Origin of the sequence: Adlercreutzia mucosicola DSM 19490 (assembly GCF_000422625.1) — a bacterium.
Classification (GTDB): Bacteria; Actinomycetota; Coriobacteriia; order Coriobacteriales; family Eggerthellaceae; genus Adlercreutzia; species Adlercreutzia mucosicola.
The window spans coordinates 106387-131020 of record NZ_AUGK01000003.1 but is presented as its reverse complement, the minus strand read 5'-3'; the positions used below and the strand labels follow the sequence as shown (position 1 = coordinate 131020).

General features: G+C 63.8%; 19 protein-coding genes and 1 tRNA gene. 11 read left to right on the top strand and 9 right to left on the bottom strand.

The genetic code is table 11. The features are described from left to right. Positions 1-8: 8 nt before the first annotated feature. Entirely contained in the window at positions 9-1613 is a 1605-nt protein-coding gene (locus G503_RS0100570) for an LCP family protein (protein WP_084636177.1), read from the bottom strand. A gap of 177 nt (positions 1614-1790) precedes the next feature. Then, positions 1791-4067, bottom strand: coding sequence for a MurT ligase domain-containing protein (locus G503_RS0100565; RefSeq protein ID WP_028026047.1), 2277 nt, complete (start codon positions 4065-4067; stop codon positions 1791-1793). A 241-nt stretch (positions 4068-4308) separates the two neighbouring features. Here G503_RS0100565 and G503_RS0100560 point away from each other — a divergent pair. Both G503_RS0100560 and G503_RS0100555 read left to right on the top strand, forming a co-directional pair. Then, a tRNA-Thr gene (locus tag G503_RS0100560) sits at positions 4309-4384 on the top strand. A gap of 64 nt (positions 4385-4448) precedes the next feature. Further along, positions 4449-7112, top strand: coding sequence for an excinuclease ABC subunit UvrA (locus G503_RS0100555; protein WP_169628133.1), 2664 nt, complete (start codon positions 4449-4451; stop codon positions 7110-7112). 64 nt (positions 7113-7176) lie between these two features. Here the strand turns inward: G503_RS0100555 and G503_RS0100550 are convergent, their stop codons facing one another. Both G503_RS0100550 and G503_RS12920 read right to left on the bottom strand, forming a co-directional pair. Beyond that, positions 7177-7746: an NAD(P)H-dependent oxidoreductase gene (locus tag G503_RS0100550; RefSeq protein WP_028026045.1), complete on the bottom strand. Its 570-nt coding sequence runs from the start codon at positions 7744-7746 to the stop codon at positions 7177-7179. 290 nt (positions 7747-8036) lie between these two features. Further along, the gene (locus tag G503_RS12920) at positions 8037-9011 is read right to left on the bottom strand and encodes an FAD-binding protein (RefSeq protein WP_156891840.1); all 975 of its coding nucleotides are present in this window, start codon (positions 9009-9011) and stop codon (positions 8037-8039) included. 142 nt (positions 9012-9153) lie between these two features. Here G503_RS12920 and G503_RS12915 point away from each other — a divergent pair, with 142 nt between their 5' ends. From G503_RS12915 to G503_RS0100530, 3 genes are all read left to right on the top strand, one after another. After that, positions 9154-10356: a hypothetical protein gene (locus G503_RS12915; RefSeq protein WP_051190784.1), complete on the top strand. Its 1203-nt coding sequence runs from the start codon at positions 9154-9156 to the stop codon at positions 10354-10356. Between the two features lie 11 nt (positions 10357-10367). Further along, the gene (locus tag G503_RS0100535; RefSeq protein WP_028026044.1) at positions 10368-11540 is read left to right on the top strand and encodes an iron-containing alcohol dehydrogenase; all 1173 of its coding nucleotides are present in this window, start codon (positions 10368-10370) and stop codon (positions 11538-11540) included. Between the two features lie 213 nt (positions 11541-11753). Next, on the top strand, positions 11754-12149 hold the full coding sequence (locus G503_RS0100530; protein WP_028026043.1) for a DUF488 domain-containing protein: 396 nt from the start codon (positions 11754-11756) through the stop codon (positions 12147-12149). A 152-nt stretch (positions 12150-12301) separates the two neighbouring features. Here G503_RS0100530 and G503_RS0100525 read toward each other — a convergent pair whose 3' ends face one another. Further along, positions 12302-13684, bottom strand: a complete 1383-nt coding sequence (locus G503_RS0100525) for a uracil-xanthine permease family protein (protein WP_306812420.1) — start codon at positions 13682-13684, stop codon at positions 12302-12304. 209 nt (positions 13685-13893) lie between these two features. Then, entirely contained in the window at positions 13894-14916 is a 1023-nt protein-coding gene (locus G503_RS0100520) for a VanZ family protein (RefSeq protein ID WP_028026041.1), read from the bottom strand. Positions 14917-15139: 223 nt separating this feature from the next. On the opposite strand from G503_RS0100520, the gene G503_RS12910 reads away from it, so the two are divergent. Further along, complete coding sequence (locus tag G503_RS12910) at positions 15140-15730, top strand: LOG family protein (protein WP_051190783.1); 591 nt, start codon at positions 15140-15142, stop codon at positions 15728-15730. 51 nt (positions 15731-15781) lie between these two features. On the opposite strand, the gene G503_RS0100510 is transcribed toward G503_RS12910, so the two are convergent. Beyond that, entirely contained in the window at positions 15782-17176 is a 1395-nt protein-coding gene (locus G503_RS0100510) for a sensor domain-containing diguanylate cyclase (RefSeq protein WP_028026040.1), read from the bottom strand. Between the two features lie 239 nt (positions 17177-17415). After that, positions 17416-17721 (bottom strand): thioredoxin family protein, encoded by a 306-nt coding sequence (locus G503_RS0100505; RefSeq protein WP_035021223.1) that lies wholly within the window; start codon positions 17719-17721, stop codon positions 17416-17418. A gap of 418 nt (positions 17722-18139) precedes the next feature. Between G503_RS0100505 and G503_RS0100500 the strand changes: the two genes are divergently transcribed. From G503_RS0100500 to G503_RS12895, 5 genes are all read left to right on the top strand, one after another. Then, the gene (locus G503_RS0100500) at positions 18140-19462 is read left to right on the top strand and encodes an MFS transporter (protein ID WP_084636176.1); all 1323 of its coding nucleotides are present in this window, start codon (positions 18140-18142) and stop codon (positions 19460-19462) included. A gap of 270 nt (positions 19463-19732) precedes the next feature. After that, positions 19733-20902 carry an ATP-binding protein gene (locus G503_RS0100495; protein ID WP_028026037.1) on the top strand — a complete coding sequence of 390 codons (1170 nt, stop codon included), beginning with the start codon at positions 19733-19735 and terminating at the stop codon, positions 20900-20902. 112 nt (positions 20903-21014) lie between these two features. Continuing rightward, positions 21015-21995 carry a glutamine-hydrolyzing GMP synthase gene (gene guaA, locus G503_RS12905; protein ID WP_084636175.1) on the top strand — a complete coding sequence of 327 codons (981 nt, stop codon included), beginning with the start codon at positions 21015-21017 and terminating at the stop codon, positions 21993-21995. 279 nt (positions 21996-22274) lie between these two features. Continuing rightward, on the top strand, positions 22275-22601 hold the full coding sequence (locus G503_RS12900) for a hypothetical protein (protein ID WP_156891839.1): 327 nt from the start codon (positions 22275-22277) through the stop codon (positions 22599-22601). After that, positions 22598-23275 carry a Fic family protein gene (locus tag G503_RS12895; protein ID WP_051190782.1) on the top strand — a complete coding sequence of 226 codons (678 nt, stop codon included), beginning with the start codon at positions 22598-22600 and terminating at the stop codon, positions 23273-23275. The genes G503_RS12900 and G503_RS12895 overlap by 4 nt, the downstream gene beginning before the upstream one ends. A gap of 219 nt (positions 23276-23494) precedes the next feature. On the opposite strand, the gene G503_RS15845 is transcribed toward G503_RS12895, so the two are convergent. Further along, complete coding sequence (locus G503_RS15845) at positions 23495-24454, bottom strand: Abi family protein (RefSeq protein ID WP_084636174.1); 960 nt, start codon at positions 24452-24454, stop codon at positions 23495-23497. Positions 24455-24634: the final 180 nt, after the last annotated feature.

Genomic DNA, 24634 nt, shown 5'->3' with positions numbered 1-24634 from the left:
CGAGGCGCCTACTCCCAGTCCGAACCGATCAGGATAAGGAAGTCACCCTCGTACATATACTCGCCGCCAGAGTTCTGCACAGCGCGGCCGCAACCCAGGGCATCGATGAGCTCCTCGGCGTACACGCGCTGATCCGGTGTGTCGAAGACGACCACCGTCTCCTCGTAGTTGAAGGAATTGGCGTTGCTGGCATCGGCCGTGTAGCCCAAGGGCTTGATGCGCTCGAGCGCCTCAGCGGCCACGCCGTTGACCCCGTTACCGTTCTTGATGGTGACCACGCCGGTGCGCGTCTCGCCGAAGGTCTTGCCGCCGGCATTCGACGACTGCACCCCGGTCTCGTTGTCGCTACCACCGCCGGCGCCATCGCCCGCGCTGGCAAGCACGGTGCCGTTCAGCTCGTCCACCACGTCTTCCTCCGTGGGAGGCAGGCCCTGCTTCACGCGGTTCATCATAGTCGTCCAGGCCTGCTTGTCCAGCTTCTCGTACCAGGTGTCGTTACGGTACTCGCTTTCGGTGGGCTCCATGGCCGAATAGATGTCTGTTGCGGGGTCGATGTCCTTCAGGGAGTTCGCCAGAGCCAGAATATCACCGATCTTGAAGTCGGTGGTCACATACTGGGAAATGGTCTCCACGGTATTCGCGATGGTGGTCACGTCCGACGACAGGATCTTCTTGGCGATAGCGGCCAGCACGAGGCGCTGGTTGGCCGCACGGTAGCGGTCGCCGTCGCCGTACTCGTCGTAGGCATGACGGGCGCGGCACAAAATGAGCGCCTGCTCGCCGCTCAGAGTCTGCAGGCCCGCATCCACATGGCCGCCGGCCATGTCGTCGTTAATCTCCATGGGCACATCCACTTCCACACCGCCCAGGGCATCGACGACGTCCTTGAAGCCGTCGAAGTTGATCTCGGCATAGTGGGAAATGGGCACGCCGGCCATCTGGGACACGGCCCTGATGGCGCCAGCCGGCCCGTCAATGGCGTAGGAGGCATTCAGCTTCTGGGCGCCGTAGCCATCGATCTCGATCTCGGTGTCGCGATGGAGCGACACCATGGTGACCTTCTTGTTCTGCGGATCGACGCGGGTGAGGATCATGGAGTCGGAGCGATAGGAGTCGCCGTACTCGTTGGCGGCATCGCGCTCTTTGGACTTGTCGGTGCCCAACAGCAGCATGTAGAAGGTGCCACCGTCGTATTCCGCCGGCTTCTCGAGGGCTTGCTGAACTTCCTCGGTGACGCCCACGTTGAGCTGGGACTCGATCTTGCCGATATAGGCGAAGGCCATGCCGATGCCGCCCAAGGCTACAGCCAGCACCACAGCCAGCACGCCCAAAGCGATGCGGCGGCGCTTCTTGCGGCGGCGGTCGTAGGCGTAATCGTCACCGGCCGCGGAACGCGAATAGGGATTCACCTCGGCCGCCGACAGCAGGGGCGCGGAATTGGCCTGTCGGCCATCCAGGGCCGGCTGGCGATTGCCCACCGGCTGGGAGTGATGAGGCGAACGGGAGGAAGATACGGGCTGGGAATGACGCGGAGCGCCCTTGCCCACCGGCTGAGAGGCGTGTCGCCCACGCTGAGCGCGGGGGTTGTGATTGTTTCCTGATGGTTGGGCCATCCTGTGCGGTCTCGCTTTCGTTGGTATTTCTGCCATGGCGCGCAGCCACAGACCTCTTCATCGAGGTTACATTTTGGTAAAAATGGATTCACCGCGCAAGAAAAGACGGCCCATTACCAGCGAAAAGCCATAGGACAGTGGCAGTATATCCATAATTTTGCCACGATAATCGCGCCCCTACGACAGGCGGCGAACCATCACCTCGTTGGCGGCGACTTCCGCCGCATCATCGAGAGGCTCCCATGCGGGAGCAGCGCCACCCGTGCGCTCAGCCCAGTGCTCGAGGGCCCGCGCGAGCAGCCAATCGGCCACTTCGGGGTTCTTCGATAGCAACGGGCCGTGGGAATAGGTGCCCACCACATTGCGATAGCGCACGCCTTCCACACCCTCGCTGTCGTTGTTGCCGAAGCCCGCCTTGCCCACCACGCGGCCGAAGCACTCCACGCCAGTGCCCAAATAGGTGCGGCCGGCATGGTTCTCGTAACCGATCACGGGGCGGCTGGCCAAGGGCGAGGTCAGCATCATGTCGCCGATGAGGCGATTGGCCGACGTGCCCGGACGACGGGTCTCCATATCGATGAGGGCCAAACCTTCCACCAGCTCGTCGCCCCACAACCACTGCGTGCCGAGAATCTGATAACCGCCGCAAATGGCGAGCAGAGGGCCATCGGCCTCCACGTAAGCGGCCAGATCGTCGCGCATGGCCAGCAGCTGCTCGCTCGCCAGCTTCTGCTCGCGATCGGGACCGCCTCCCATGAACACCAGGTCAACGGTGGAGAAGTCCACGGTCTCGCCATGGGTGATGCGGCGCACCTCCACCGGAATGCCGCGCCAATGCAGACGTTGTTCCAGTATGCGCACATTGCCGCCGTCGCCGTAGAGATTCAGCAGGTCAGGCAGCAGATGGGCGATCACCACAGATGCCGTTGAGCCGGCCGGCTGCGCGAGCTCGGACGCGGGCACGGCCCCAGCGACCTCGGCGGGCCCGGCGATCCCGGCAGCATCCTTCGCCGCAGCACCAGCCACCTCCCCGGCTACCGCCCGCGGCTCTTCCGTTCCCGCAGCCGCTTCCGCAGCCCCAACCGCTTCGCGCCCCGAGCCGCCCTCGGCCGCCTCCATGGCATCCAAGGCCGCGTGCACCGGCGGCAGGGCCGTGTAGTTCGCGATGGCGTAGACCGCCGCATCGGCCGGCATCACACCCGCCGCCGTCAGCGCTCCCAGGCGCATAAACGCGTCTTCGATGTTCTCGATCACCGCCGCCGTAATGCCCGCGTACTTCAGGCGCACGGCCAGATCATGGGCTCGCGAGCCCCCGGCGAACACCACAGTGTCTTCCTGGCCGACCAGCTCTTCGAAATCGATATCCCAAATCCAGGAGATGTCGCGGCCGTCGGCCACCTGGTCGTTGATGAAGAAGGCCACCATCTTCGGCCCGCGGTCCACCTCCACGATCTTCAGGTTCTGATTGAAGCCCGTGGGGTTCTTCGCCAAGTTCAGCAGCACGTCGCGACCGCCGAGACGGTAGCGCTGCAAACGTCCGTTGCGCGGGTCGAAAGCGTCCACCGCACGCTGGAAGGCCGGCGTCGGGATGCCCGCCTCGCGACAGAGCGCGTAGGCCGCCACCAGGTTGTAAGCGGCATAGGGCGTCGCCTGGGGCGTGCGCACCTGCTCGCAGGCCGCAGGCCCGCACACCTCCATCGACACCCCCGCCGGCGTGAGGCGAACGGCGCGCCCGGCGTAGTCCAGCGCGGGCCGCGCGAAATCGCAGGCCGTGCAGTAGTAGTCGCCCAGCTGGCCGTACTGGCGGTAATGGTACTGCACCATGCCGTCGCACTTCTGGCACATCTGGGCATCGGCCACGGTGTTCTGAGCCAGATTCATCGACTCGGCCAAGCCGAAGGCCACCGTGCGGTTCGCCACCGTATCGGCGATGCAGGCGCACAGCGGATCGTCGGCGTTGTATACCAGCACGGTACCCGGCGAGGCCGCCAGCGCCCCGGCAATGGACGTCTGGATGCGGTCGATTTCGCCGCAGCGATCCAGCTGATCACGGAACAGGTTCAGCAGTACCACGTAGTTCGAGCGCAGGTGCGGCAGCACGTGGGCAAGCCACAGCTCGTCGCACTCGAACACACCCCACTGGGCGGCCGGCTGCTGCAGCAGGGCCGAGGAGATGCCCGCCGCCAGGTTCGCTCCCGTGCGGTTACAGATGATGGTGCGCCCCGCCGATTCGAAAGCATCGGCCAGCAGGTTGTTCGTGGAGGTCTTCCCGTTGGTGCCCACGGTGATGACCGAACCCTCGGCGCACTTGCCGCGCAGCTCGTCCAGCAGCGCCGGGTCAATGGCCAGGGCCATGCGCCCCGGCAGATTCGCGGCCGGTCGATGGGCCACATGCTTCAGGCCCCAGGTGGACGCAGCCCCAACGGCCCTCGCGAGCGTAAACCTCAAGCTCATGGACGCACCTCAACGTTTATCGGGAGGGTAACGGTTCCCCTCTGCGGATTTTCCAATGCCGATCAGTATACCGTGGGCGGCGCGACCCACCCTATAATCCTTCCCAGATTCAAATGACCCCCGCAACCCGCCCACCACGGAGCTGGCCGCAGCCCACCTTGTGCTGCGCTTTCCCAGATAGCCGCTTGCGCCACGCCCGCGCTTTCGCTATACTAAGCAGCCGCTTCGAAAGAAGTGTTTCGCCAACGTGGCTCAGCTGGTAGAGCAACGCACTCGTAATGCGTAGGTCAGCGGTTCGAATCCGCTCGTTGGCTCCACGAACTTGAAAGCGCCCCGCATCTCGCGGGGCGCTTTGCATATCTTCCGCGAGAATCGAGCCCCATGGAACACGTCGAAGCCGCCATCACACCGCACGAGAACCCCGCCGTCTCCGCCACCTTCACCGAGCCGACCGCCATCGAGGTGCGCGGGGCGCGGGTGCACAACTTGAAGAACCTCTCGCTTGAGGTGCCGCTGCGTCAGCTCGTGGCCATCGCGGGCGTGTCGGGATCGGGCAAGAGCTCGCTGGCCCTGGGCGTGCTGTACGCCGAGGGCAGCCGTCGCTACCTTGAAGCGCTGTCCACCTACACGCGACGGCGCATCGCCCAAGCGGGCCGCGCCGAGGTAGACGAGGTGCTGCACGTACCCGCCGCCCTGGCCCTACGGCAGCGGCCGGGCACGCCCGGCGTGCATTCCACCTTCGGTACCTCCACCGAGTTGTTGAACTACCTGCGGCTCATGGTCTCGCGCCTCGGCGCCCATTGCTGCCCCAACGGCCACCGCAACGCGCCGACCCTGAACGTGGCGGCCGAGCAACCCATCACCTGCTCTACCTGCGGCGTGGAATTCTACGGTCCCTCTGCCGAGGACCTGGCCTTCAACAGCGGCGGTGCCTGCCCCGCCTGCGGGGGCACGGGCGTAGTGCGCGACATTGACGAGAGCACCCTGGTGCCCGACCCCACCCTCAGCCTAGACGAAGGCGCCGTGGCTCCGTGGCGACAGCTCATGTGGTCGCTCATGCCCCAGGTGGCCCGCGAAATGGGCGTGCGCACCGACGTGCCCTTCCAAGACCTCACCGACGCCGAGCAGGACATGGTGCTGCGCGGCCCCATGGAGAAGCGCCACATCCTCTACGTGCCCAAGAACAAGGACCACGCCACCGAGCTGGACTTCACCTTCTACAGCGCCGTGAACACCGTGAAGAACGCCCTGGCCAAGGCCAAGGACGAGAAGGGCATGGCGCGGGTGGCGAAGTTCCTCTGCGAGTCGGTTTGCCCCGCCTGCCACGGCACGCGCCTGTCGGAGAAGGCCCGGGAAAGCCAGATCGACGGGCTGAACCTTGCCCAAGTGACGGCCTTCACCCTGGATGAGCTGCGGGACTGGCTGCCCACGGTGGCCTCCTGGCTGCCGGCCGATATGCGCTCCATGGCCGATGCCATCACCAGTGAGATGGCCGAGCCCATGCAAAGGCTGGAGCAGCTGGGCCTGGGGTATCTCACCCTCGACCGCGCCAGCGAGACCCTTTCCAATGGCGAGCGCCAGCGCGTGGCCCTCACCCGCGCCGTGCGCAGCCGCACGACCGGTGTGCTCTACGTGTTGGACGAGCCCTCCATCGGGCTGCACCCGGCCAACGTAGAGGGGCTGCTGGGGGTCATGGACGACCTGCTGGCCGACGGGAACTCCGTCGTGATGGTGGACCACGACGTGGCCGTGCTGCGCCACGCGAGCCACCTCATCGAGATCGGGCCCGGGTCGGGAGCCGACGGCGGCCGCATTATCGCCCAGGGGCCGGTGGCCGCGGTGGAGGCGAACCCGGCCAGTCGCATCGGGCCCTTCCTGAGCGGCACCGCAAAGGTGCGGGTGCGCACTCCCGTGGCCGCTCCGCACCTGTTCGACGAGGGCTCCATCCGCCTGACCATGGACGGGCTTCACACGGTGAAACCCTTGGAAGTGGCCATTCCCCAGGGACGCCTCACCTGCGTCACCGGCGTATCCGGATCGGGGAAGACCACGCTCGTGCTGGAGAGCCTTGTCGTGGCCCTGAAGGCGGCCCTAGCCGGACAGCCCCTGCCTGGTCATGTGCTGGATGTGGAAGCGCCCGGCATCGCCCGGGTCGATCTGGTTGACGCCACGCCCATCGGCGTGAACGTGCGATCCACCGTGGGCACCTATTCCGGGGTGCTGGACGACCTACGCCGCGCTTTCGCGAAGCTGCCCGAGGCCCAGGCTGCGGGGCTCAAGGCCGGCGATTTCTCCTACAACACCGGGTCTCTGCGCTGCCCCACCTGCGACGGCACGGGGCAGATCTCCCTGGATGTGCAGTTCCTTCCCGATGTGGACATCCCCTGCCCCGACTGTCGCGGCAGCCGCTACGGCCGAGCCGCCGACGCCATCCAGATGGCTGTTGACGACTACCCGGGCAGCAGTGCCGAAGGCGGGTCCGACGCATTTCCCAGCGCTCCCGCCACGGAAAGCGCCAACCCTGGCGCATCCAGCCGCGCCGACGACTTCCACGCCATGGCCACCCTGTCGCTGCCCGAGCTGCTGTCGCTCACCGTAGACCAGGCCGCCGCAGCGCTCGCGCCCCAGAAGAAGGTGCGCGCCAAACTGGAAACCCTGCGCGATCTGGGCCTGGGCTATCTCACCTTGGGCGAGGCCACCCCGGCGCTTTCCGGCGGCGAGGCCCAGCGCCTGAAGCTGGCCAGCGAGATGCGCCGCGACCAGAGCGACACGCTCTTCATCTTCGACGAGCCCACCATCGGGCTGCACCCGCTGGACGTAGCCACGCTCATCGCCGTGCTGCAGAGCCTCGTGGAGCAGGGCGCCACCGTGGTGGTCATCGAACACGATCTAGACATGATCGCCAATGCCGACTACCTCATCGACATGGGTCCGGGCGGCGGGGAGGCTGGCGGCCGTATCGTCGCCACGGGCACGCCCACCCAGGTGGCCGCCAACCCGAAAAGCATCACCGGCCGCTACCTGGCGCGCGAACTGGAAGGCTAGCGACCCGCGGGCCAGCGCAACCCGCAAGTCGCCACGGGCCCCGCGCCACGCCGCGACCCGCTTCCTACCGCGTCGCTTTCAGCTCGGCGAGCCGGGCGCGGGCTGCATCCAGGTTCGCTTCGATGTCGGCACCCACCACATCCAGGTTCTCGGCAGCGGCGAAACGGGCCTCGGGAATGCCGAACATGCCGGCGATGCCGCGCAGGTACTCGTAGCCGAAGTTCGCGGCAGCCACGTTGCCGCCGCCCGTGGTGATGTAGGTGAGGTGCTTCGCGCGGCACAGGCCCTCGCAGCGGCCCTCCTCGGTATAGTGAAACACCATACCCATAACGGCCACGTGCTCGATGTACACTTTCAGCGCCGCGGGAAACGACAGATCCCAGTAGGGCGCGCCGATGACGATCTCATCGGCCGCGGCGAACTGCCGACCCAGATCGAACATCGGGTCATCGAACTGGCCGTCCTTCTCCAGCTGGGCGCGGTAGGCCGCCGACTCTCCGTAGTAGGGCTCCAGCCGAAGCTGCGCCAGATCAACCTCCTGCACCTCTTCCAAGCCTTCCAAATATTCCCGGCACAGCTTCAGGGTACGCGATTCCTCGCCGCGCAAGCAAGCGTTCACGAACAGTACGGTCATGGGGTTCCTCCTTTTCCGAAATCTTCCCCATTGTAGCGCCGCTAGGCCGAGCGACTCTCGACGACCGTCGCACTGCACGGCAAAAGAGACGCAACGGCCCCGAACCCCGTTGCCCAAACTGGCGCCATCCCGTCCCGCAAGCACCGCTCAGCCGCTACATCCTCTGCAATCCAGAAAGCGCGCCAACCGGCCGCCACGCAGAACGGGGAGCCCCGCAACGAGGCTCCCCGTTTGCCATGCGCTCTCGGCGGGAGGGAGAACCGAAGCGCTCGGATGAAGACAGTGCGCCCCTAGGCTTCCTCGAAGGTGATCTTCTCGCCCTTGGCCAGCGCCTCGCCCAGCACGCGGCCGAACGTGATGTCGCGACCATGGCTCACGCCGGGGGTCAGCAGCGGGTAGTCGCAGGCGAAGAAGTTGCCGCAGGTATTGCCCGCCGCGTACAGGCCCTCAATGGGGTTGTCGTCCGCGTCGCACACCTGCAGCTGGTCGTTGCAGTTGAGGCCGAACTGGATCGTCATGGTGATGGCCGTCACCTTCGTGGCGTAGAACGGCGGCGTGACGATGCTCGACTTCATCCACTTGTCGTCCTTGCCGAAGTCGCGGTCATGGCCCTCCGCGCACAGCGTGTTGTAGCGCTCAACGGTGGCGAGGAACGTGTCCGTGCCCTTGATCCCAAGCTGCGCCGCCAAATCCTCCAGGGTGTCGGCCTTCCACATAACGCCCTCTTCCACACCGGCCTCGATGGCAGCGGGAGTATTCTCGTCCACAAAACGACGACCATCGCGATTCACCATCAGCCAGCCGATGTCCTGGCAAGACAGAACCTGACCGGGGCCGGCGACCGCATGGGTCATGGGAGCGGCAGGATCATGCTGGAAGTCGGCGCCGCACCAGAGGGCCATTTGATGGCCCAGCGCGTCGTTGCAGCCGTCGGGCATATAGAAAATACCGTCGGGGCGCAAGGACACCGGGGGAAACGTCTCGACCATCTCCTCGTTGCCGCCGATGTCTCCCGTGCACAGCACCACGCCCTTGCCGGCATTGTACTGGCGGTAGACGCCGTCCTCGCCCTTGGCGATAGCCCCCACAACACGGCCGGCGTCGACCGTTTCCGCGATGTCGGTAATGGGCTCGGGCTTGACCTCCCAGGAATGCTTGACCGTGGTCGTTGCGCCGCTCTCGCCCGATTCCGCAGTGGAAGACAAGGGCTCGCTCGGCGCGCAACCTGCCATACCGGCAGCGGCCGCGATGCCAGCGACGCCCACGCCAGCCAACCTCAATCCTGAGCCCCGAAGGGGCAGTCGAGGCGAGACGCCGCGAGGTTTTCCGCTTATTGCGCTTGCGCAACGCCGCCTCCCTTATAATGAGGGGACGTTGTATGAAAGGGCTTTGGAAGGCGGTGAGTCGATGGCGACTGCCCACTACACGCTTATGAACAAGAACACGCCGGTGCTCTCGTTCGATTACGACCTGGACGACCACAAGGCCGTGCGCATCCGCACGGTGATCGCTCCCGAGGCAGCGCCCTTCGGGCTTACCGACCGCCACGGCGAGATCTCGAAGGCCGAGCTGAACTACTGGTGGCACCACCGCGCCATTCCAGCCTCGCGTGCGCAGATCAAGCGTCTGCTCGAGAACCTGCAGCTGGAAAGCACGCTAGTGCTGGCCGAGAAGAGCTTCGGGCTTTCGCTTTCCGACCGCTACTGGCTCAACGACGAGGACGACCCGAAGCGCTGGGACGACGTCAACTTCTTCGACAACGACTTCTCCGACGATTTGGGCTTCCTCACACTCGGCCAGGATTCGGCGGGCTCGTCCCCCGATGCGCCCGACTACCACACGGTGAACCTGTCATCGCCCAACAGCACCCTCGGCGGCGACCTCCTGAAGAAGTGGAAGATCGTGAACGGGAAGCGCGTGCTGCTGAAATCGGGGGTGGGCTTCGTTAATCAGGAGCCCTACAACGAGGTGGCTGCCACGGCACTGCACGAGCGCATCATGGAGCCCGGCACGTTCACGCCCTACGAGCTGTTCGAGGACGGACGCCGCATCTATTCCGCCTGCGCCAACCTGCTGGGACCCGACGAGGAGCTTATCGCCGCCTGGGATGTCATCCGCAACGTGAAGCAGCCGAACAACCTGTCGGACCTCGGGTTCTACGTGAAGCGGCTGGAAGATCTCGGGCTTGATCGCGACGAGACCATGACCGCGCTCGCCCAGATGTTCGCCGGCGATTTCGTGCTGGCCAACCGCGACCGCCACTACCGCAACTTCGGCATCATCCGCAACGTGGAAACCCTGGAGGTGACCGGCATCGCACCGGTGTTCGACACGGGGTCGTGCCTGTGGTCCAATGCCGAGCTGCTGGAAGTTCCCGGCGACTTTCTGTACATGGCCAAGCCCTTCAAGATGAACGGCATGAAGCCGGCTGACCAGCTGCGCCTGTTCGACGGCTACTTCGACTGGTACGACGCCGCCCTGCTGGACGGCTATGCCGAGCAGGTGGGCATCATCCTCGCGAAGAACCCCAACATCCCCGAGCGCCGCGTTGCCACCATCGTCGACGCCGTGCGCAAAAAAATAGAGCTACTCGACCGTATCGCCCAATAGAAAGGACTTTCATGGAGAACTTCGAATTCGTCTCCCCCACCCACTTCGTGTTCGGCCGCCGCGCCGAGGAGCAGGTCGGCGCCAAGCTGTCCGAAGCCGGCGCCCGCCGCGTGCTCGTGCACTTCGGCGGCGAGAGCGCCCGCCGCTCGGGACTCATCGATCGCGTCTGTGCGTCACTCGACGCCGCCGGTATCGAGCATATCGAGCTGGGCGGCGTACGCCCGAACCCCGAGATCACGCTGGTGCGCGAGGGCGTGCGGCTGTGCAAGGAGGGTGGTGTGGACTGGATTCTGGCCGTGGGCGGCGGGTCGGTCATCGACTCGGCCAAGGCCATCGCCAACGGCGCCTGCGTCGACTGCGACGTATGGGAGCTCTTCGAGACGAAGGCCCTCGATCACGACGTGCTGCCCATCGCCGTGGTGCTCACCATTCCGGCCGCCGGCAGCGAGGCCTCGAAGAACACCGTCGTCTCCAACGACGAGCTGGGCCTGAAGACCGGTTATGCCAACAACGCCCATCGCCCGAAGTTCGCCTTCATGAACCCCGAGCTCACCTTCACCCTGCCGCCTTTCCAGACAGCCGCGGGCCTCACGGACATGTACTGCCACCTGCTGGAGCGCTTCTTCGACGACGTGGGCGCGGTGCCCGTGACCGACAACCTGAACCTGTCGCTCATGAACACCATCCGCGCCGAGGCGCCCCGCGTGCTGGCCGATCCAGAGAACTACGACGCCCGCGCGAACATCATGTGGACGGGCATGCTCTGCCACCAGGGACTCGCCGGCGTGGGACGCCACGAGGACTGGGCCACCCACGGACTTGAGCACGAGCTGTCGGCCTTGGACCCGGCCATCACCCACGGCGCGGGCCTGGCGGTCATGTTCCCCGCCTGGATGGAATATGTGTACAGCGAGAACCCGACCCGCTTCGCCTTCTACGGCCAGGCGGTCTTCGGGCTCACCCCCACCGGCGACGCGAACGCCGACGCGCTGTCGGCCATCGACGAGACCCGCAGCTTCTTCGCGAGCCTGGGAATGCCCACCACCTTGGCCGAGCTGGGTGTGGAGGAGGCCGACATCCCGAAGATGCTGCCCACCCTGGCCCAGAACAAGGGCGTTCCCTTCGGTAGCTTCAAGAGGCTGACTCTGGAGGACGCGGCGGAAATCTACCGCCTGGCCCTGTAGGGCACCGTCACGCAACGTCACCGAGCGAGGCGCGGTGGATCGGTTTTCGAGCCGATTCCGCCGCGCCTCTTGTTTTGAAGCCCTACTTGCCGAGAGCACTTCCATAACAAGAGAAGGGCGGTTTGCTTACAGGACCCGCAGAGCGACGCCGCGAGACCGGGGCATGCGCGATAATCGGAGTTGACTCACCAGCATCTCAAGGAGGCATCCTCGATGAAAATCCAGATCAAACGTGTATACGAGCCCTACGAAGAAAGCGACGGCTACCGGGTGCTCGTCGATCGACTCTGGCCTCGCGGCCTGACCCGGGCCCGTGTGCACTACGACGAGTGGGCGAAGTTCCTCGCTCCTTCAACGGAGCTGCGGAAGGCCTTCGGTCACGACCCCGCCCACTGGGCCGCCTTCCAGGAGAAGTACGTGAAAGAGCTGAACGCCAACCCTGAAGCGCTGGCCTTCGCAAAGAAGCTGGCAGGTCCCGAAATGGCCGCCTACCCGCGCGTCACCTTGCTCTACGCGGCCCGCAACAAGCAGGAGAACGAGGCGGTAGTGCTCGCCCAATGGCTCCGCGACCACGAGGCCGCGCCGGCACCCGAGCCGCAAGCCCAATAACGCAGGAGTGTCCCGGGGAAGGCCCCCGCGCGCAGATTCCGCAGTCTCGGAAAAACGGGTGTATCCTCGTTACACCCGTTTTTTCGAAAGCGAGGACCTGACCGAGCACGGGGGCCTTCCCCGGGACACTCCGGAGAGATGCGCGCGTCCGCCTACCTCTCAGCGATGGGCAAGTTCGTGACCTCGGCCTCCAGGGGCAGGGGCACGTCGTCGGCCTCGGCCTCGGCGGCCAGGCCACCATCCCAGCCCTCCTCCTTTCCCGGCAGAATAATGTTCAGCGCAATGCCCACGATAGAGCCCACGGCCAGACCCGACAGCGCTACGGTCACGCCGCCCACCTCGAAGGTGATAGCGCCGGCCGCGCTGTAGGCGATGCCCAGCGACAGCACCAGAATCAGGGCCGTGATCAGCACATTGCGGCTCATCATGAAGTCCACGTGATTCTCTACCAGGTTGCGGATGCCCACGGCCGAGATCATGCCGTACAACACGAGCGACACGCCGCCGATCACACAGGCCGGCATGCAGGAAATGACCGCCGCGAACTTCGGGCAGAACGAGAACAGGATGGCGAAGCAGGCGGCGATGCGCACCACGCGCGGATCGAACACGCGGGTCAGGGCGAGCACGCCGGTGTTCTCGCCGTAGGTGGTATTGGCCGGGGCGCCGAACAGCGACGCCACGATGGTGGCCAGGCCATCACCGAGCAGGGTGCGGTGCAGGCCGGGCTCGGCGATGTAGTTGCGATTGCAGGTGGAGCTGATGGCCGACATGTCGCCGATGTGCTCGATGATGGTGGCGAAGGCCAGCGGCATGATGGTGATAATGGCCGTGATAGCCAGGCCCGCGTCGAAATCGGCGCCGAACAGCGAGAACACCGTGTTATCCCACAGCACCGGCAGGCCGATCCAGGCGGCATCGGCCACGGGCGTAAAGTCCACGGCGCCGGCGAAGGCCGCGGCCAGGTAGGAGCCGATCACGCCGAGCAGAATGGGGATAATACGGATCATGCCGCGGCCCCAGATGTTGCTGATCACGATAATAATGATGGCCACCAGCGCCACAGGCCAGTTCGTCTCGCAGTTCGCAATGGCCGACGAGGCCAGGATCAGCCCGATGCAGATGACGATGGGGCCGGTGACCACGGGCGGGAAGAAACGCATGATCCGCCGGGGCCCGAACACCTTGAACAGGGCGGAAATCACCAGATACAGCAGGCCCGCGCAGGCCACGCCCAAGCAAGCGTAGGGCAGAAGATGCGCCTCCCCGTTCGGCGCGATGGCCGCGTAACCGGCGATGAACGCGAAAGAAGAGCCGAGGAACGCCGGCACCTTCCCCTTGGAAATGAAGTGGAACAGCAGCGTGCCCAAGCCGGCGAACAGCAGGGTCGCCGACACCGACAGGCCCGTGAGCGTCGGCACCAAAATAGTGGCGCCGAACATGGCGAACATGTGCTGGACGCCGAAGATGGTCATCTTCGGCGCGCCGAGGGTGCGTCCGTCGTAGACAGCATCATCGGCATCGGGGGCGCCCATGGTGGGCACGGTCTTGGTATCGCTCACAGAAACCTCGAATCGTCGCGTTGGGCAGAGGACCGCCCCGGGAGGCAGCGCGGTCGGCACCGCGCCCGCCTTCCCCAGGCCGCCGCCCATTATGGCACGACCCCCGTTGCGAACGGGTTTCACATCCGCGCGCGGCACAGGCACCCCGCAAGCTGCCGAGCACCTGCACAAAAAGCGGGCCCCTAGGGAATAAGGTCGTAGGGCATCTCGCGTTTGATGGCGTAGAAGATGAGCAGGATCAGGGCCGCCTCGGGGAACCAGTAGCAGACCGCCACCAGCGTAGCGGACCGCGCGAGGTAGAACAGCACGCGGCACCAGAAAGTGCGCGGATGCATCTCGCAGGTCATGCGCACGAAAGAGCCACCAGGGGTGGAGCCGTCATGGCACCAGGGAACAACCACCTCCACGATCACGAGAGCTGCCACCCCGCAGCCGGTAATCGCGAAGTTGGCCACCTGACTGGCCGTGAAGCCAGGCAGCACAGGCGCGCCGAAGCCGGCGAATTCCATCCCCAGAGCCACAATGCCGTAAGGCACCACGGCCGCAAGCCACACAATGACCAGGTCGATCCACAGAGCCACGCAGCGGCGCACGAACCCCGGACGATCGGTGGGCTCGGCGTCGGCCAGCTTTCCCGGCGGCACCACGCGGGCCAGCAGCCAAGCGCACAGCCAGCCCGCGGCCGCACCCAGGGTGTTCGTGATGAGGTCGTCCACATCTCCGCAGCGATAGGCGAAGGGGTACAGTCCGAACAGCCCCGTCAGCTGCGCCACTTCGATGAGGGCCGAGACGGCAGCCCCCAGCAGCACGGCCGTCGGAAAACGCAGGCGCAGCAGGCGACCGGCGATGAAGCCCAGGGGCATGAAGAACACCACGTTGAACAGCAGCTGGAACACCGCCTTCAGGCCGTCCTTCTGAATGTCGCCAATAAAAGCTAGCGGATTGTAGTTGGGCGGCACGCCGTAGGTGATGCCGAGGCCCCTATCACCGGAGGGCAGCGGATACAGCGTGAAGCACACGATGCCGATGGCGTACAGCACCGTGAGGTAGGTGCCCACGAACGATCCGAAGCGCAGACGTCCGTCGCGATGGTAGAGGTAGGCCAAAATGGGCAGTGTGAGCATGAGCGACACCACCGGCCACAGCAACAGGGCCAAGGCGAAGTTTTCGCCGTAGCTCCCCAGAAATTTCTTGATCGCACCCATGGGCCGCCTCTCTCTCGCCGCGTTGAGTGGCCAGCATAGCGCGGGGAAGAACGCCGCGCAGCAAAAGTGACAGCAAAGTAAGTGAAGTGATTGGCCTCCGTAAGAGTACGCGCCGGCCGGCTTCGCGCTGGTGCCGCTGCCAGTTCGGTTTGCCCCGCGAGAACATCGGTGCTATGCTTCTAGGTTCTCCGACCAGCTGAAACGTACTTAGGAGGAGAGTCCTATGAACATCACCGTGTATTGCGGGTCGAACTTCGGCGACGACCCGCTTTTCGAAAAGGCCGCCCGCGAACTGGGCGCCTGGATCGCCCGCGAGGGGCACGCCCTGGTCTATGGCGGCAGCTCCGTAGGGCTGATGGGGGCGGTGTCCCGCGCCGCCATCGAGGGCGGCGCTCCCGTGATCGGCGTGGAGCCGGCGTTCTTCATCGAGGCTGGCGTGGCCCAGCACGACCTGACCGAGCTGATCGTGTGTGACACCATGGGCGAGCGCAAGGCGAAGATGATCGAGCTGGGCGAGATGTTCGTAGCACTGCCCGGCGGCGTGGGCACTCTGGAGGAAATCTCAGAGATCTTCACCCGCGTGCGCTTGGACATGGGGCCCCACGAGTGCTTCCTGTTGAACGTCGACGGGTTCTACGACCCGCTGCGCACCTTTCTGGCCTCCATGGTCGACCACGGGTTCTTTGACCAGTGCGACCTGGACCGCTGCCACTTTCCCCGCTCGGTGGACGAGCTGGCCCACCTGGTACGCAGCGCCCCGCAGCGCGCCACACTGCGCTGCGATGGCCCGCTGCTGGCGCAGAAGGCGGGGTAACGGGAAGTTGCGCGCATCCGTCGGCGCGCGTACAGCGAGCGAGCAGGCCGTCTAGCCGATGACGGTCAGGTGGTAGCGCGCCTTACCGGCCTCCTTGGCCTGGTACAGGCTGCTGTCGGCCACGGCGAACAGCTCTTCGAAGGGCATGGGAGGCGTCACGCAGCACGCCGCACCGATGCTGATGGAAGGCGCCGCGTGGCTGCCGCGACGGCCCGCGCCATCGGTTGCGCGTTGGGCCGCGAAGGGGCCGCGGGCCAAATGCTCCAGCACGCGATCGGTCGCAGGACCGGCCACCAAGCCGGGCGCGAAGATGAGGAACTCGTCACCGCCGATGCGGGCCACGATATCCTCCTTGCGCATCACTTGGGTGAGGAACACCGCCAGCTCCTTCAGCACCACGTCGCCCTCCAAATGGCCGTACGTGTCGTTTACCAGTTTGAAGTCGTCCACATCCACCACGATCAACGTGCAGGGGCGCATCTCGGCGCGCAGGGCCGTCTCAATGCGATCGAGGGCAGCGGCGCGATTGTACAGCCCCGTGAGACTATCGCGCTCGGCCTTGCGGCGGAACTGGCTCTCGCGCTGAGCGGCCTCGTTGGTATCCAGCAATCGGCCCACGTGGCGCAGCGGCGCGCCCTCGTCATCGTAGAGCACCACCGACTGGTAGCGGTACCACACCGGCTCCCCATCGGGACCGAGCGTGGCCGTTTCGAAATCTACGAGGCTGTTCTCGCCGATCTGCTCCATGAGCGGCGAGAGATCGTGTGAGGTGATGGCCAGGGTGCAGGGTTTCTGGCAGCGGCGGTGCACCACGAAGTCGCCCTGCTCCGGCGCGCGGCCGAAACGGCCCTCGAAGTCGCCGTACACATGGGCATCGCCCGAAGCGCATTCGATATCGAAGAGCACGTCGCTCGACAGGGCCGTGAGAATCTCCAGGCGCTCGTTGGCCCGACGCAGCTGCTCCTCGTCGCGCACCTGATCGGTGATATCCATCACCGTCACGTAGAACCAGCGCTTGCCCGCGCCGTCTTCCACCAGATGGCCCCAGTCTTCCACCCAACGCACCGCCCCATCAGCCCGCTGAATACGGTAGCGCACGTGGTCATCGGCGCTGTCAGTGGTCTGCTCGCGGATCTCGCCAAGCACGCGATCGCGGTCGGCGGGATGCACCATGCCCGCGAACGTGCCGCCCGTCAGCGCAACGAACTGATCCCTGTCATCGCAGCCGAACAGGTGCAGCAGCCCGGCATTGGCGTATTCGATCTCATCGCTATCGTCAGCGGCATAGCGGAACATGCCCCCGGGGAAGCGGTCGAGGAACTCCTGGGAGATCGCGGCATTCTCGGCGCATTCGGCGTCGGCCTTGACGCCCACCGCTGCCTCGGTCGCCCCAACGGCATCGCCCGCAGATTCCCCTGCATGGAAGAGGCGGCGAAAGACGTCCATTGGCTCTCCTTCTCACGACTCGATACCCCAGGTCAGCCCATTTTCCGAGGCCGCCCGTCTTGATCCGTGCCATCGTAGCACGACGGCACCCCGCGCAGTTGGCCAAAGTCGAACAAGCGAAAGGAAATCAAGAGTTTCGGCGAGGAGAGATGCAAGCGGCGGGCAGCAAAGAGGCGTGGGCAACGCCAGGGGGCAGTACTGGGAGGGGCGCCGGCCGAAGCCAGGAGCGGGTGCCCCGTCTAGGGCGCGATCAGCTCTTCGATGCGCCGGGCCGGAACCGCGCCCACGATCTCGCCGACGGGCACCCCGTCACGGAAGAGCACGAAGGCAGGGACGCTGACCACGTTGAAGGCCCAGGCGATATCGGGGTTCGCCGCCGCATCCAGCTTGGCGAAGCGCACGGCGGGATGGCGCGCCGCCACCGCCTCTAGCACCGGCTCCATCATGCGGCAGGGGCCGCACCCGGGGCTCCAGAAGTCCACAAGCACCAGACCCGATGCCTCAGTCACCTGGGCGTCGAAGTTCGCTTTCGTCAGCTCCACCATGATGCGCGTCCTTCCTTCCCGAGCGCCCTTTCTTCGCTTGCGCGACCCAGTATAGCGGCCTGTCACCCTGTGCTGACGTGAGGAGCCCGAGCCGTGGACGGTTTGACAGACAGCAAATACTCCCGTACACTGGGCGAACTTTGGAATCTATCGAGGTGGGTGTTTTGATGGCCGGAAGGTTCGTAATCTAATATATCGGCAGCGAAGCCGTGCGATGAGCGCAACATTTTGTCGCGCCGCCCCCTTGCGCTCCGCACAGTGCGGCACGACGCTTCGGCACCGCTTCGCCTTCCGCAACTTCTCGTTGCGATGCCTTTTGCCACCTGAAATAGGTGGCGCAACCCCTTCCGCAACCCCATGCTGAGCCCCACGCGAATCGTTCCGTCGCGCTCGGCCTTACCTTTATAAGGAGATTCCCATGACCGAACATTCCCCACACTCTTTCGAAGTGACTGGCAACGCCATCCCCGACATCACCGCAGCCGAGACTGCCGTCCCCAACAACGAGGAGCCCCTGAGCGCGGCCGGCCTACCGCTGCCGAGAAACTGGCTGGCCATTATCGCGTTCATCTGGGCCGGTCAGGCTGTGTCCATGATCACCAGCTACGCCGCCGGATACGCGGTGGTGTGGTACGTCACCGAGAGCACCGGCAGCGCGCTTATGCTGGCCATCATGAACATCTGCGTGATGCTGCCCATCGGGCTCGTGTCGCCCTTCGGCGGCATTGTGGCCGACAAGCACAACCGCAAGATCATCATGATTGTCGCCGACGGAGCCGTGGGCGCGATCTCGCTGGTGGCGGCCCTGCTCATTCTGACCGGCGATGTGTCCATCCCGCTGCTTTTGGTGGTGTGCATGGGCCGCGCCGTGGGTCAGGCCTTCCACGGGCCGGCCATGATGGCCGCCATGCCCATGCTCGTGCCCGACAAGCACCTGCTGCGCATCAACACCTTGGATCAGCTACTGGCCTCGGTGGCCTCTATCGGGGCGCCGGCCTTCGGCATCTTCCTGTACACCACCCTCGGGTTCTCCTCGGTCATGTTCCTCGATTTCGCTGGTGCGTGCGTGGCCATCGGCGGCCTTGCCCTGGCGAAGATCCCCACGGTGGTGGATGCCACTGCCACCCAGCAGCACGTGCTGGCGAACCTGCGCGACGGCTGGCGGGCCATCGCGCAGACGCGCGGCCTGGTGCTGCTCATCGGCGGCGTGACCGTAGGCATGATGATCTTCGGGCCGATGTCGGCGGTGTTCCCGCTCATGACCTACGACCACTTCGGCGGCGACGGCTACATGGCATCGCTCACCGAGGCGGCCTTCGGCGCGGGCATGCTCGTGGGCTCGGGCATTCTCATGGCCTGGGGCGGTGGCAAGCGCCTGGCCGGGCTCATCGCCGTGGCCTGCATGATCGTGGGCGTTGCCACCGCTGCCTGCGGTCTTTTGCCCACCGACGGCTTCCCCGCCTTCCTGGCCCTGGTCGTGATCATGGCCGTGGCCTGCGCCTGGTTCAACGGCCCCACCATGACGCTCACCCAGCGTCATGTGGCTGACGAGAAGATGGGCCGCGCCATGGGCCTGCTCACGGCCGCCATGGGTCTGGCCACCCCCATCGGCGTGGCCATCGGCGGCGTGCTGGCCGAGTGGATCGGCATCGCGCCGTTCTTCCTCGTCGACGGCCTGGCGTGCCTGGCGCTGGGGCTGGTCATGTACCTGCCGAAGTCGGTGCGCGCGTTGGATGCCTAGGGGAGCCGAACAGCCAACCGACTGCCCCCGTGCCGACGGCTCGCTTGCAGCAACCCGCCCCCTTCCCCAGCCTGTCACCACCATGCACTGCTCACCCGCAGGGGCGGCCTTTAGGCCGCCCATCCACAACCTGGCATCACCCCACGCCCCAGCCCAGCTGTTCCAAACATGCACTCAATAAGTGCAGGTTTTTCCTAGATATAGCACTCAATGAGTGCACTTATGGTACAATTTCTGCACTCAATAAGTGCATTCATTGAAGGATCGGCCATGGAACGCCTCTACGAAACCATGTACCGCCTGCTCGAGAACACGACGAGCGAATTTCACCGGTACATCTACGACCGCATCAACTGGGACAATCGCATGCTCGGCCTCGTCGGACCGCGAGGCGTCGGCAAAACCACACTCTTCTTGCAGCATATCAAGCATGCCAACCAGACCGACCGGGCACTCTTCGCCTCGGCCGACAACTTGTACTTCTCGGACCACACGCTCTTTGATACGGCCGAGGCTTTCAGCAAAAGCGGCGGCGCATTCCTCTATCTCGATGAGATTCATAAATATGAGGGATGGTCCCGCGAGCTGAAGGCCATCTACGACTCGTTCCCCGATATGCACGTGTACTTCACGGGCTCGTCGATCCTCGACATCGAGCGCGGCGAGGCGGATCTGAGTCGTCGGGCACCGAAGTACCACCTGCAGGGCCTTTCCTTCCGCGAGTTCCTCGCCATGCGCCACGGAATAGAGACGCCGGCCTTCTCCCTGGAGGACATCATCGAGCACCGGGCCTCCATTCCCGGGGTAACCCACCCCCTCCCCTACTTTCGGGAATACCTCATCAGCGGCTATTACCCCTTCGGGCAAGACCCCGACTTCTCCATCGAGCTCGCTCAGGTCATCAACCGCACGCTCGAAGTGGACATTCCCCAGTTCGCGAACATGAACGCCTCGACAGGTCGCAAGCTGCGCAAGCTCATGGCCCTTGCCAGCACGCTTGCCCCCTTCAAACCCAGCATGGCAAAACTAGCCTCGCAGATTGGAGCCAGCCGCAACAACCTGGAGGACTACCTTTTGTTCATCGAGAAAGCAGGCATGACAGCCCAGCTGCGTGAGCCCTCGTCGAGCATCAATGCCCTGGGCAAGGTCGAGAAAGTCTACCTGGACAACACGAACATCCTTCACAACTTAAGCGACGGAGCCCCGGATGTCGGCACGGTTCGCGAGACGTTCTTCTTCAATCAGATGCGTGTCAACCAGAAGGTCTTCAGCTCACCGATCTCTGACTTTCAAATCGACGGCGCCACCTTCGAGGTAGGCGGCAAAAGCAAGGGTGCGAGGCAGATTCGCGATGCGGCGCAGGGGTTCATCGTAAAGGACGACATCGAATACGGCCACGGCAACGTCATCCCCCTGTGGGCCTTCGGGCTGAGTTACTGAGGGCGCTCGCCTGAAACCTCGAGAAGTTCCCCCAGGAAGAGCGCACCCAGACCTGGCCTTCGCTATAATCGTCCCAGAGAGAATCACGACCCGAATTTGCGAGGAGGTTCCTATGGATCAGAACGTTCGCCCCGACGACATGGAGCGCATCAGCACGCCCGAGCTGGCCCAGGCTTTCATCGACGAGCAGGTGGCCGCCATTCGAGAGCAGGTCGGCGACAAGAAGGTGCTGCTGGCCCTGTCCGGCGGCGTGGACTCCAGCGTGGTGGCGGCGCTGCTGATCAAGGCCATCGGGAAGAACCTCGTGTGCGTGCACGTGAACCACGGCCTTATGCGCAAGGGCGAGTCGGAGCAGGTCATCGACGTGTTCCAGAACCAGATGGACGCGAATCTGGTGTACGTGGACGCCACCGACCGCTTCCTGGACTTGCTGGCCGGCGTGGACGAGCCGGAGACCAAGCGCAAGATCATCGGCGGCGAGTTCATCCGCGTGTTCGAGGAAGAGGCCCGCAAGGTGGGCGACGAGGTTGATTTCCTCGCCCAGGGCACCATCTATCCCGACATCCTGGAGTCCCAGGACGGCGTGAAGGCCCATCACAACGTGGGCGGCCTGCCGGACGATCTGCAGTTCGACCTCGTGGAGCCCGTAAAGCTGCTGTTCAAAGACGAGGTGCGCGTCGTCGGCCGCGAGCTGGGGCTGCCGGAGAACATGGTGGAGCGCCAGCCCTTCCCCGGCCCGGGCCTGGGGGTACGCTGCCTGGGCGCCATCACCCGTGACCGCTTGGAAGCGCTGCGCGAGGCCGACGCCATCGTGCGCGAGGAGATGGAGGCGGCGAACGTGGGCGCCTGGCAGTACTTCGCTGTGGTGCCCGACGTGCGCGCCACCGGTGTGCGCGACGGCGTGCGCGCCTACGAGTGGCCGGCCATCATCCGCGCCATCAACACCGTGGACGTGATGACCGCCGAAGTGCCGGAGCTTGACTGGGCGCTGCTGAAGCGCATGACCGACCGCATCACCCACGAGGTCCCCGGCATCTGCCGCGTGGCCTACGACCTGACTCCCAAACCCGTCGGCACGGTGGAGTGGGAGTAAAGCGCTCAAACACGATCAAGCGAACGAAACCCGAAGTGCTCCTGGGCAGCTGCCGAGGAGCACTTTTGTATCTCACCGGTCTCGATGCCTTCATGGGCGAGAACACAGGGGGGCTTGTCGGCAAGCTTCCACGAGAAGCCGGTGAGTTTACCGACGAATGTGCCATCGAAAACGTTTAATGCTGAGGTTCAAATTAGGCATTCCAGCCCTTGACACATGCGCTATTAAGAAGAAAATAGATATCTATATTTCTAGAAATCTTCCTTTGAAAGGATCAGCGTGTCCAAGGCAGTTAAACCGGCATCGTTTGAGGATTTTCTCGGGGCCCCTGTGCGCCTTTCGGGACGAAAAGGGGCGCGTGCCGCCGCTTCCGGGGGCGAAATGCCGGCGCCCGTTGCTAGGCCTTCGTCCGAACGCGGCGAGAAGTGCCCCGCGGCTTCCCCCAAAAAGGTAAAAGTGGGACTAACCATAGACGAGGGTCTTATCGATGCCGTTGACGACTACATCTACCTCGCGCGGAAACAAGGGCGGCGGCTTAAGAAGAACGATGTGTACGAAGCCGCCCTGCGCCAATTCCTCGAAGCCGAAGGGGTAGATGTTCGATGACCGCAAACGGAAGGCTCTCCCTCGAGGACAACATTTTCCTCGCTAAGCGAAACTTGGTGGACAGCATCTGGAAAGAGACCCGACTCGAGGGCATCGCCGTCACATACCCCCAGACCGCCGATGTGCTCGAAGGCCGCGTGGTGGCCGACTTGAGCCTTGAGCAGAACCTCGCCCTCAATAATCTGAAGCAGGCGTGGCGCTATGTTCTCGATGAGCCTCACGCGATAGACTTCGAGACTCTTCTGCACCTCAACCTGCTCATCGGCCAGGGCGGAGTGGTTCGCTATGCGGGCGAGGTGGGCGACGGGCTTGTTCGCATTGGGGGCACCGATTTCGTGCCACCCGTTCCCGACGAGAATCAAGTTCGCAGTGAATTCGCGCGAATTCTCTCCGTGAAAGAACCCGTCATGCGCGCTCTGCTCGCGTTTGCATGGACATGCCGTTCGCAGCTATTCCGCGACGGCAACAAGCGAACTGCCCAGCTTGTCGCCAACGATATCCTCGTCCACTCGGGCGAGGGCATTTTGGCCGTGCCCATTGACGCCCAAGGCGAGTTCTTCGAGTTGCTGGTGGCATTCTACGAGAGCAACATTCCTGATGAGCTGATTTCGTTCCTGCGGGAAAAGTGCATCGAAAGACCCGCGATCGGGAAGGCTGATACTCGGCAATCGTGATGTCCCGCACGTCGTGGGGCACCTTCCGCCTCACAACGTCCAATCCAGGCTATGCGCTGCCGAAAGCGCGGAGGGCAGTCTGAGCCAGTGCGGGAGCACCCCTGTTGCCCGTAGATGTCTTCCTGCAGCTCTACCAGAAAGTCGTTCAGCGTGGGGTAGCACCGGCAGAAGGTCCTCTTCTCTCGGTTCCGGGGAGTGGGAGTAAGCGCCCAAGCAAAGCTATACGGCACTTTTGCCCGAATCGTACTGTTCAACCCAGGATTTCCACAGAGGACTTTCTTTCCAACCATCAGTAAACCCCATACGATTGAGCTCGTCTGCCGACCTGGTCTCCAGAAGGCTAAATAGTTTTGACCGCCAAGACGTGTCAGGAGCCACTCTTTCGAGCAGGTAGCTGAGGATAGTGAGAATTCCGCAGGTTCTGTCGGCGCGAATCTGAAAAGGTTCATACCACTCGGGATTCTTTGCTTTGGTTGGAATAACCGGTCTTGTACCAATACCTTTATTCCAGAGTCGTGCATGATGAGCACATATGTTGCGCGTGGTATTTAATGCAACAAGCCAGGATTTCAACACACGCGTGGTTACACCGAGCTTGCCTGCGAGTTCATTTCGAATTTCCGACGACGCACCTTTATAGAGGCGCAGCATCGTCCCGAATTCCATGAGATTAACCATGATCCAATACGGGGGCAGCTCTTTACTATCGCCATACTTCTCTTTGAAGTGTCGCACAAACGGTTCACTAGAACGCAGATACTGGGTTTCGCAGCGCTCCAGAAATTCGCTATATTCTTCTTCATCTAAACGTGGCAGATTTTCTGGTTCCAGATATCCAAATGGACCAGTTTCTTTCGCGAGTTCATATGCAAGCTGAGACCTAAAATAAACCTCAATACGCTCTATAGCGTCGAGAGTCAATAAACGCAATTGCCGGTCGAATGTATAGAGGCTCCAGATTTCGTCAAACGTTGTTCCCTCGATGAAGCGCTCATCGTGAGTACCTTTGGAATCTGAGATGTTAGAGCGTTTGAAAATATACCAATACCCACTCAGACGGTAATAGCCGACCTCTTGAAGATGTCGAATCAGGTTCTCTCGGTTGGCGCTCAAGCCACGCTCATCTATAAGCAGATCTGCTTGCTGCTCGTAAGACAACCATGGCTTTTCGTACTCCAAGGACCCTCCTAGGCGAGAATATAAGAAGACCCGGCAGTGTGCATCGTTGAGAGGCCGGCCGGGTTTGCTGTTGCTTATACTAGCACAAGCGCTTGAAGATTTGGTGGCGATACTCTTGAATGGTAGCCCGCTTCATCCAGCAAGCCCCTCGACCTTTGGTTGTCTTGCCGCCGCCATAGA

Coding starts and splice junctions, on each gene's coding strand:
- G503_RS0100570 (WP_084636177.1), bottom strand. CDS start 1,613: ATGGCCCAACCATCAGGAAACAATCACAACCCCCGCGCTCAGCGTGGG.
- G503_RS0100565 (WP_028026047.1), bottom strand. CDS start 4,067: ATGAGCTTGAGGTTTACGCTCGCGAGGGCCGTTGGGGCTGCGTCCACC.
- G503_RS0100555 (WP_169628133.1), top strand. CDS start 4,449: ATGGAACACGTCGAAGCCGCCATCACACCGCACGAGAACCCCGCCGTC.
- G503_RS0100550 (WP_028026045.1), bottom strand. CDS start 7,746: ATGACCGTACTGTTCGTGAACGCTTGCTTGCGCGGCGAGGAATCGCGT.
- G503_RS12915 (WP_051190784.1), top strand. CDS start 9,154: ATGGCGACTGCCCACTACACGCTTATGAACAAGAACACGCCGGTGCTC.
- G503_RS0100535 (WP_028026044.1), top strand. CDS start 10,368: ATGGAGAACTTCGAATTCGTCTCCCCCACCCACTTCGTGTTCGGCCGC.
- G503_RS0100530 (WP_028026043.1), top strand. CDS start 11,754: ATGAAAATCCAGATCAAACGTGTATACGAGCCCTACGAAGAAAGCGAC.
- G503_RS0100525 (WP_306812420.1), bottom strand. CDS start 13,684: ATGGGCGCCCCCGATGCCGATGATGCTGTCTACGACGGACGCACCCTC.
- G503_RS0100520 (WP_028026041.1), bottom strand. CDS start 14,916: ATGGGTGCGATCAAGAAATTTCTGGGGAGCTACGGCGAAAACTTCGCC.
- G503_RS12910 (WP_051190783.1), top strand. CDS start 15,140: ATGAACATCACCGTGTATTGCGGGTCGAACTTCGGCGACGACCCGCTT.
- G503_RS0100510 (WP_028026040.1), bottom strand. CDS start 17,176: ATGGACGTCTTTCGCCGCCTCTTCCATGCAGGGGAATCTGCGGGCGAT.
- G503_RS0100505 (WP_035021223.1), bottom strand. CDS start 17,721: ATGGTGGAGCTGACGAAAGCGAACTTCGACGCCCAGGTGACTGAGGCA.
- G503_RS0100500 (WP_084636176.1), top strand. CDS start 18,140: ATGACCGAACATTCCCCACACTCTTTCGAAGTGACTGGCAACGCCATC.
- G503_RS0100495 (WP_028026037.1), top strand. CDS start 19,733: ATGGAACGCCTCTACGAAACCATGTACCGCCTGCTCGAGAACACGACG.
- guaA (WP_084636175.1), top strand. CDS start 21,015: ATGGATCAGAACGTTCGCCCCGACGACATGGAGCGCATCAGCACGCCC.
- G503_RS12895 (WP_051190782.1), top strand. CDS start 22,598: ATGACCGCAAACGGAAGGCTCTCCCTCGAGGACAACATTTTCCTCGCT.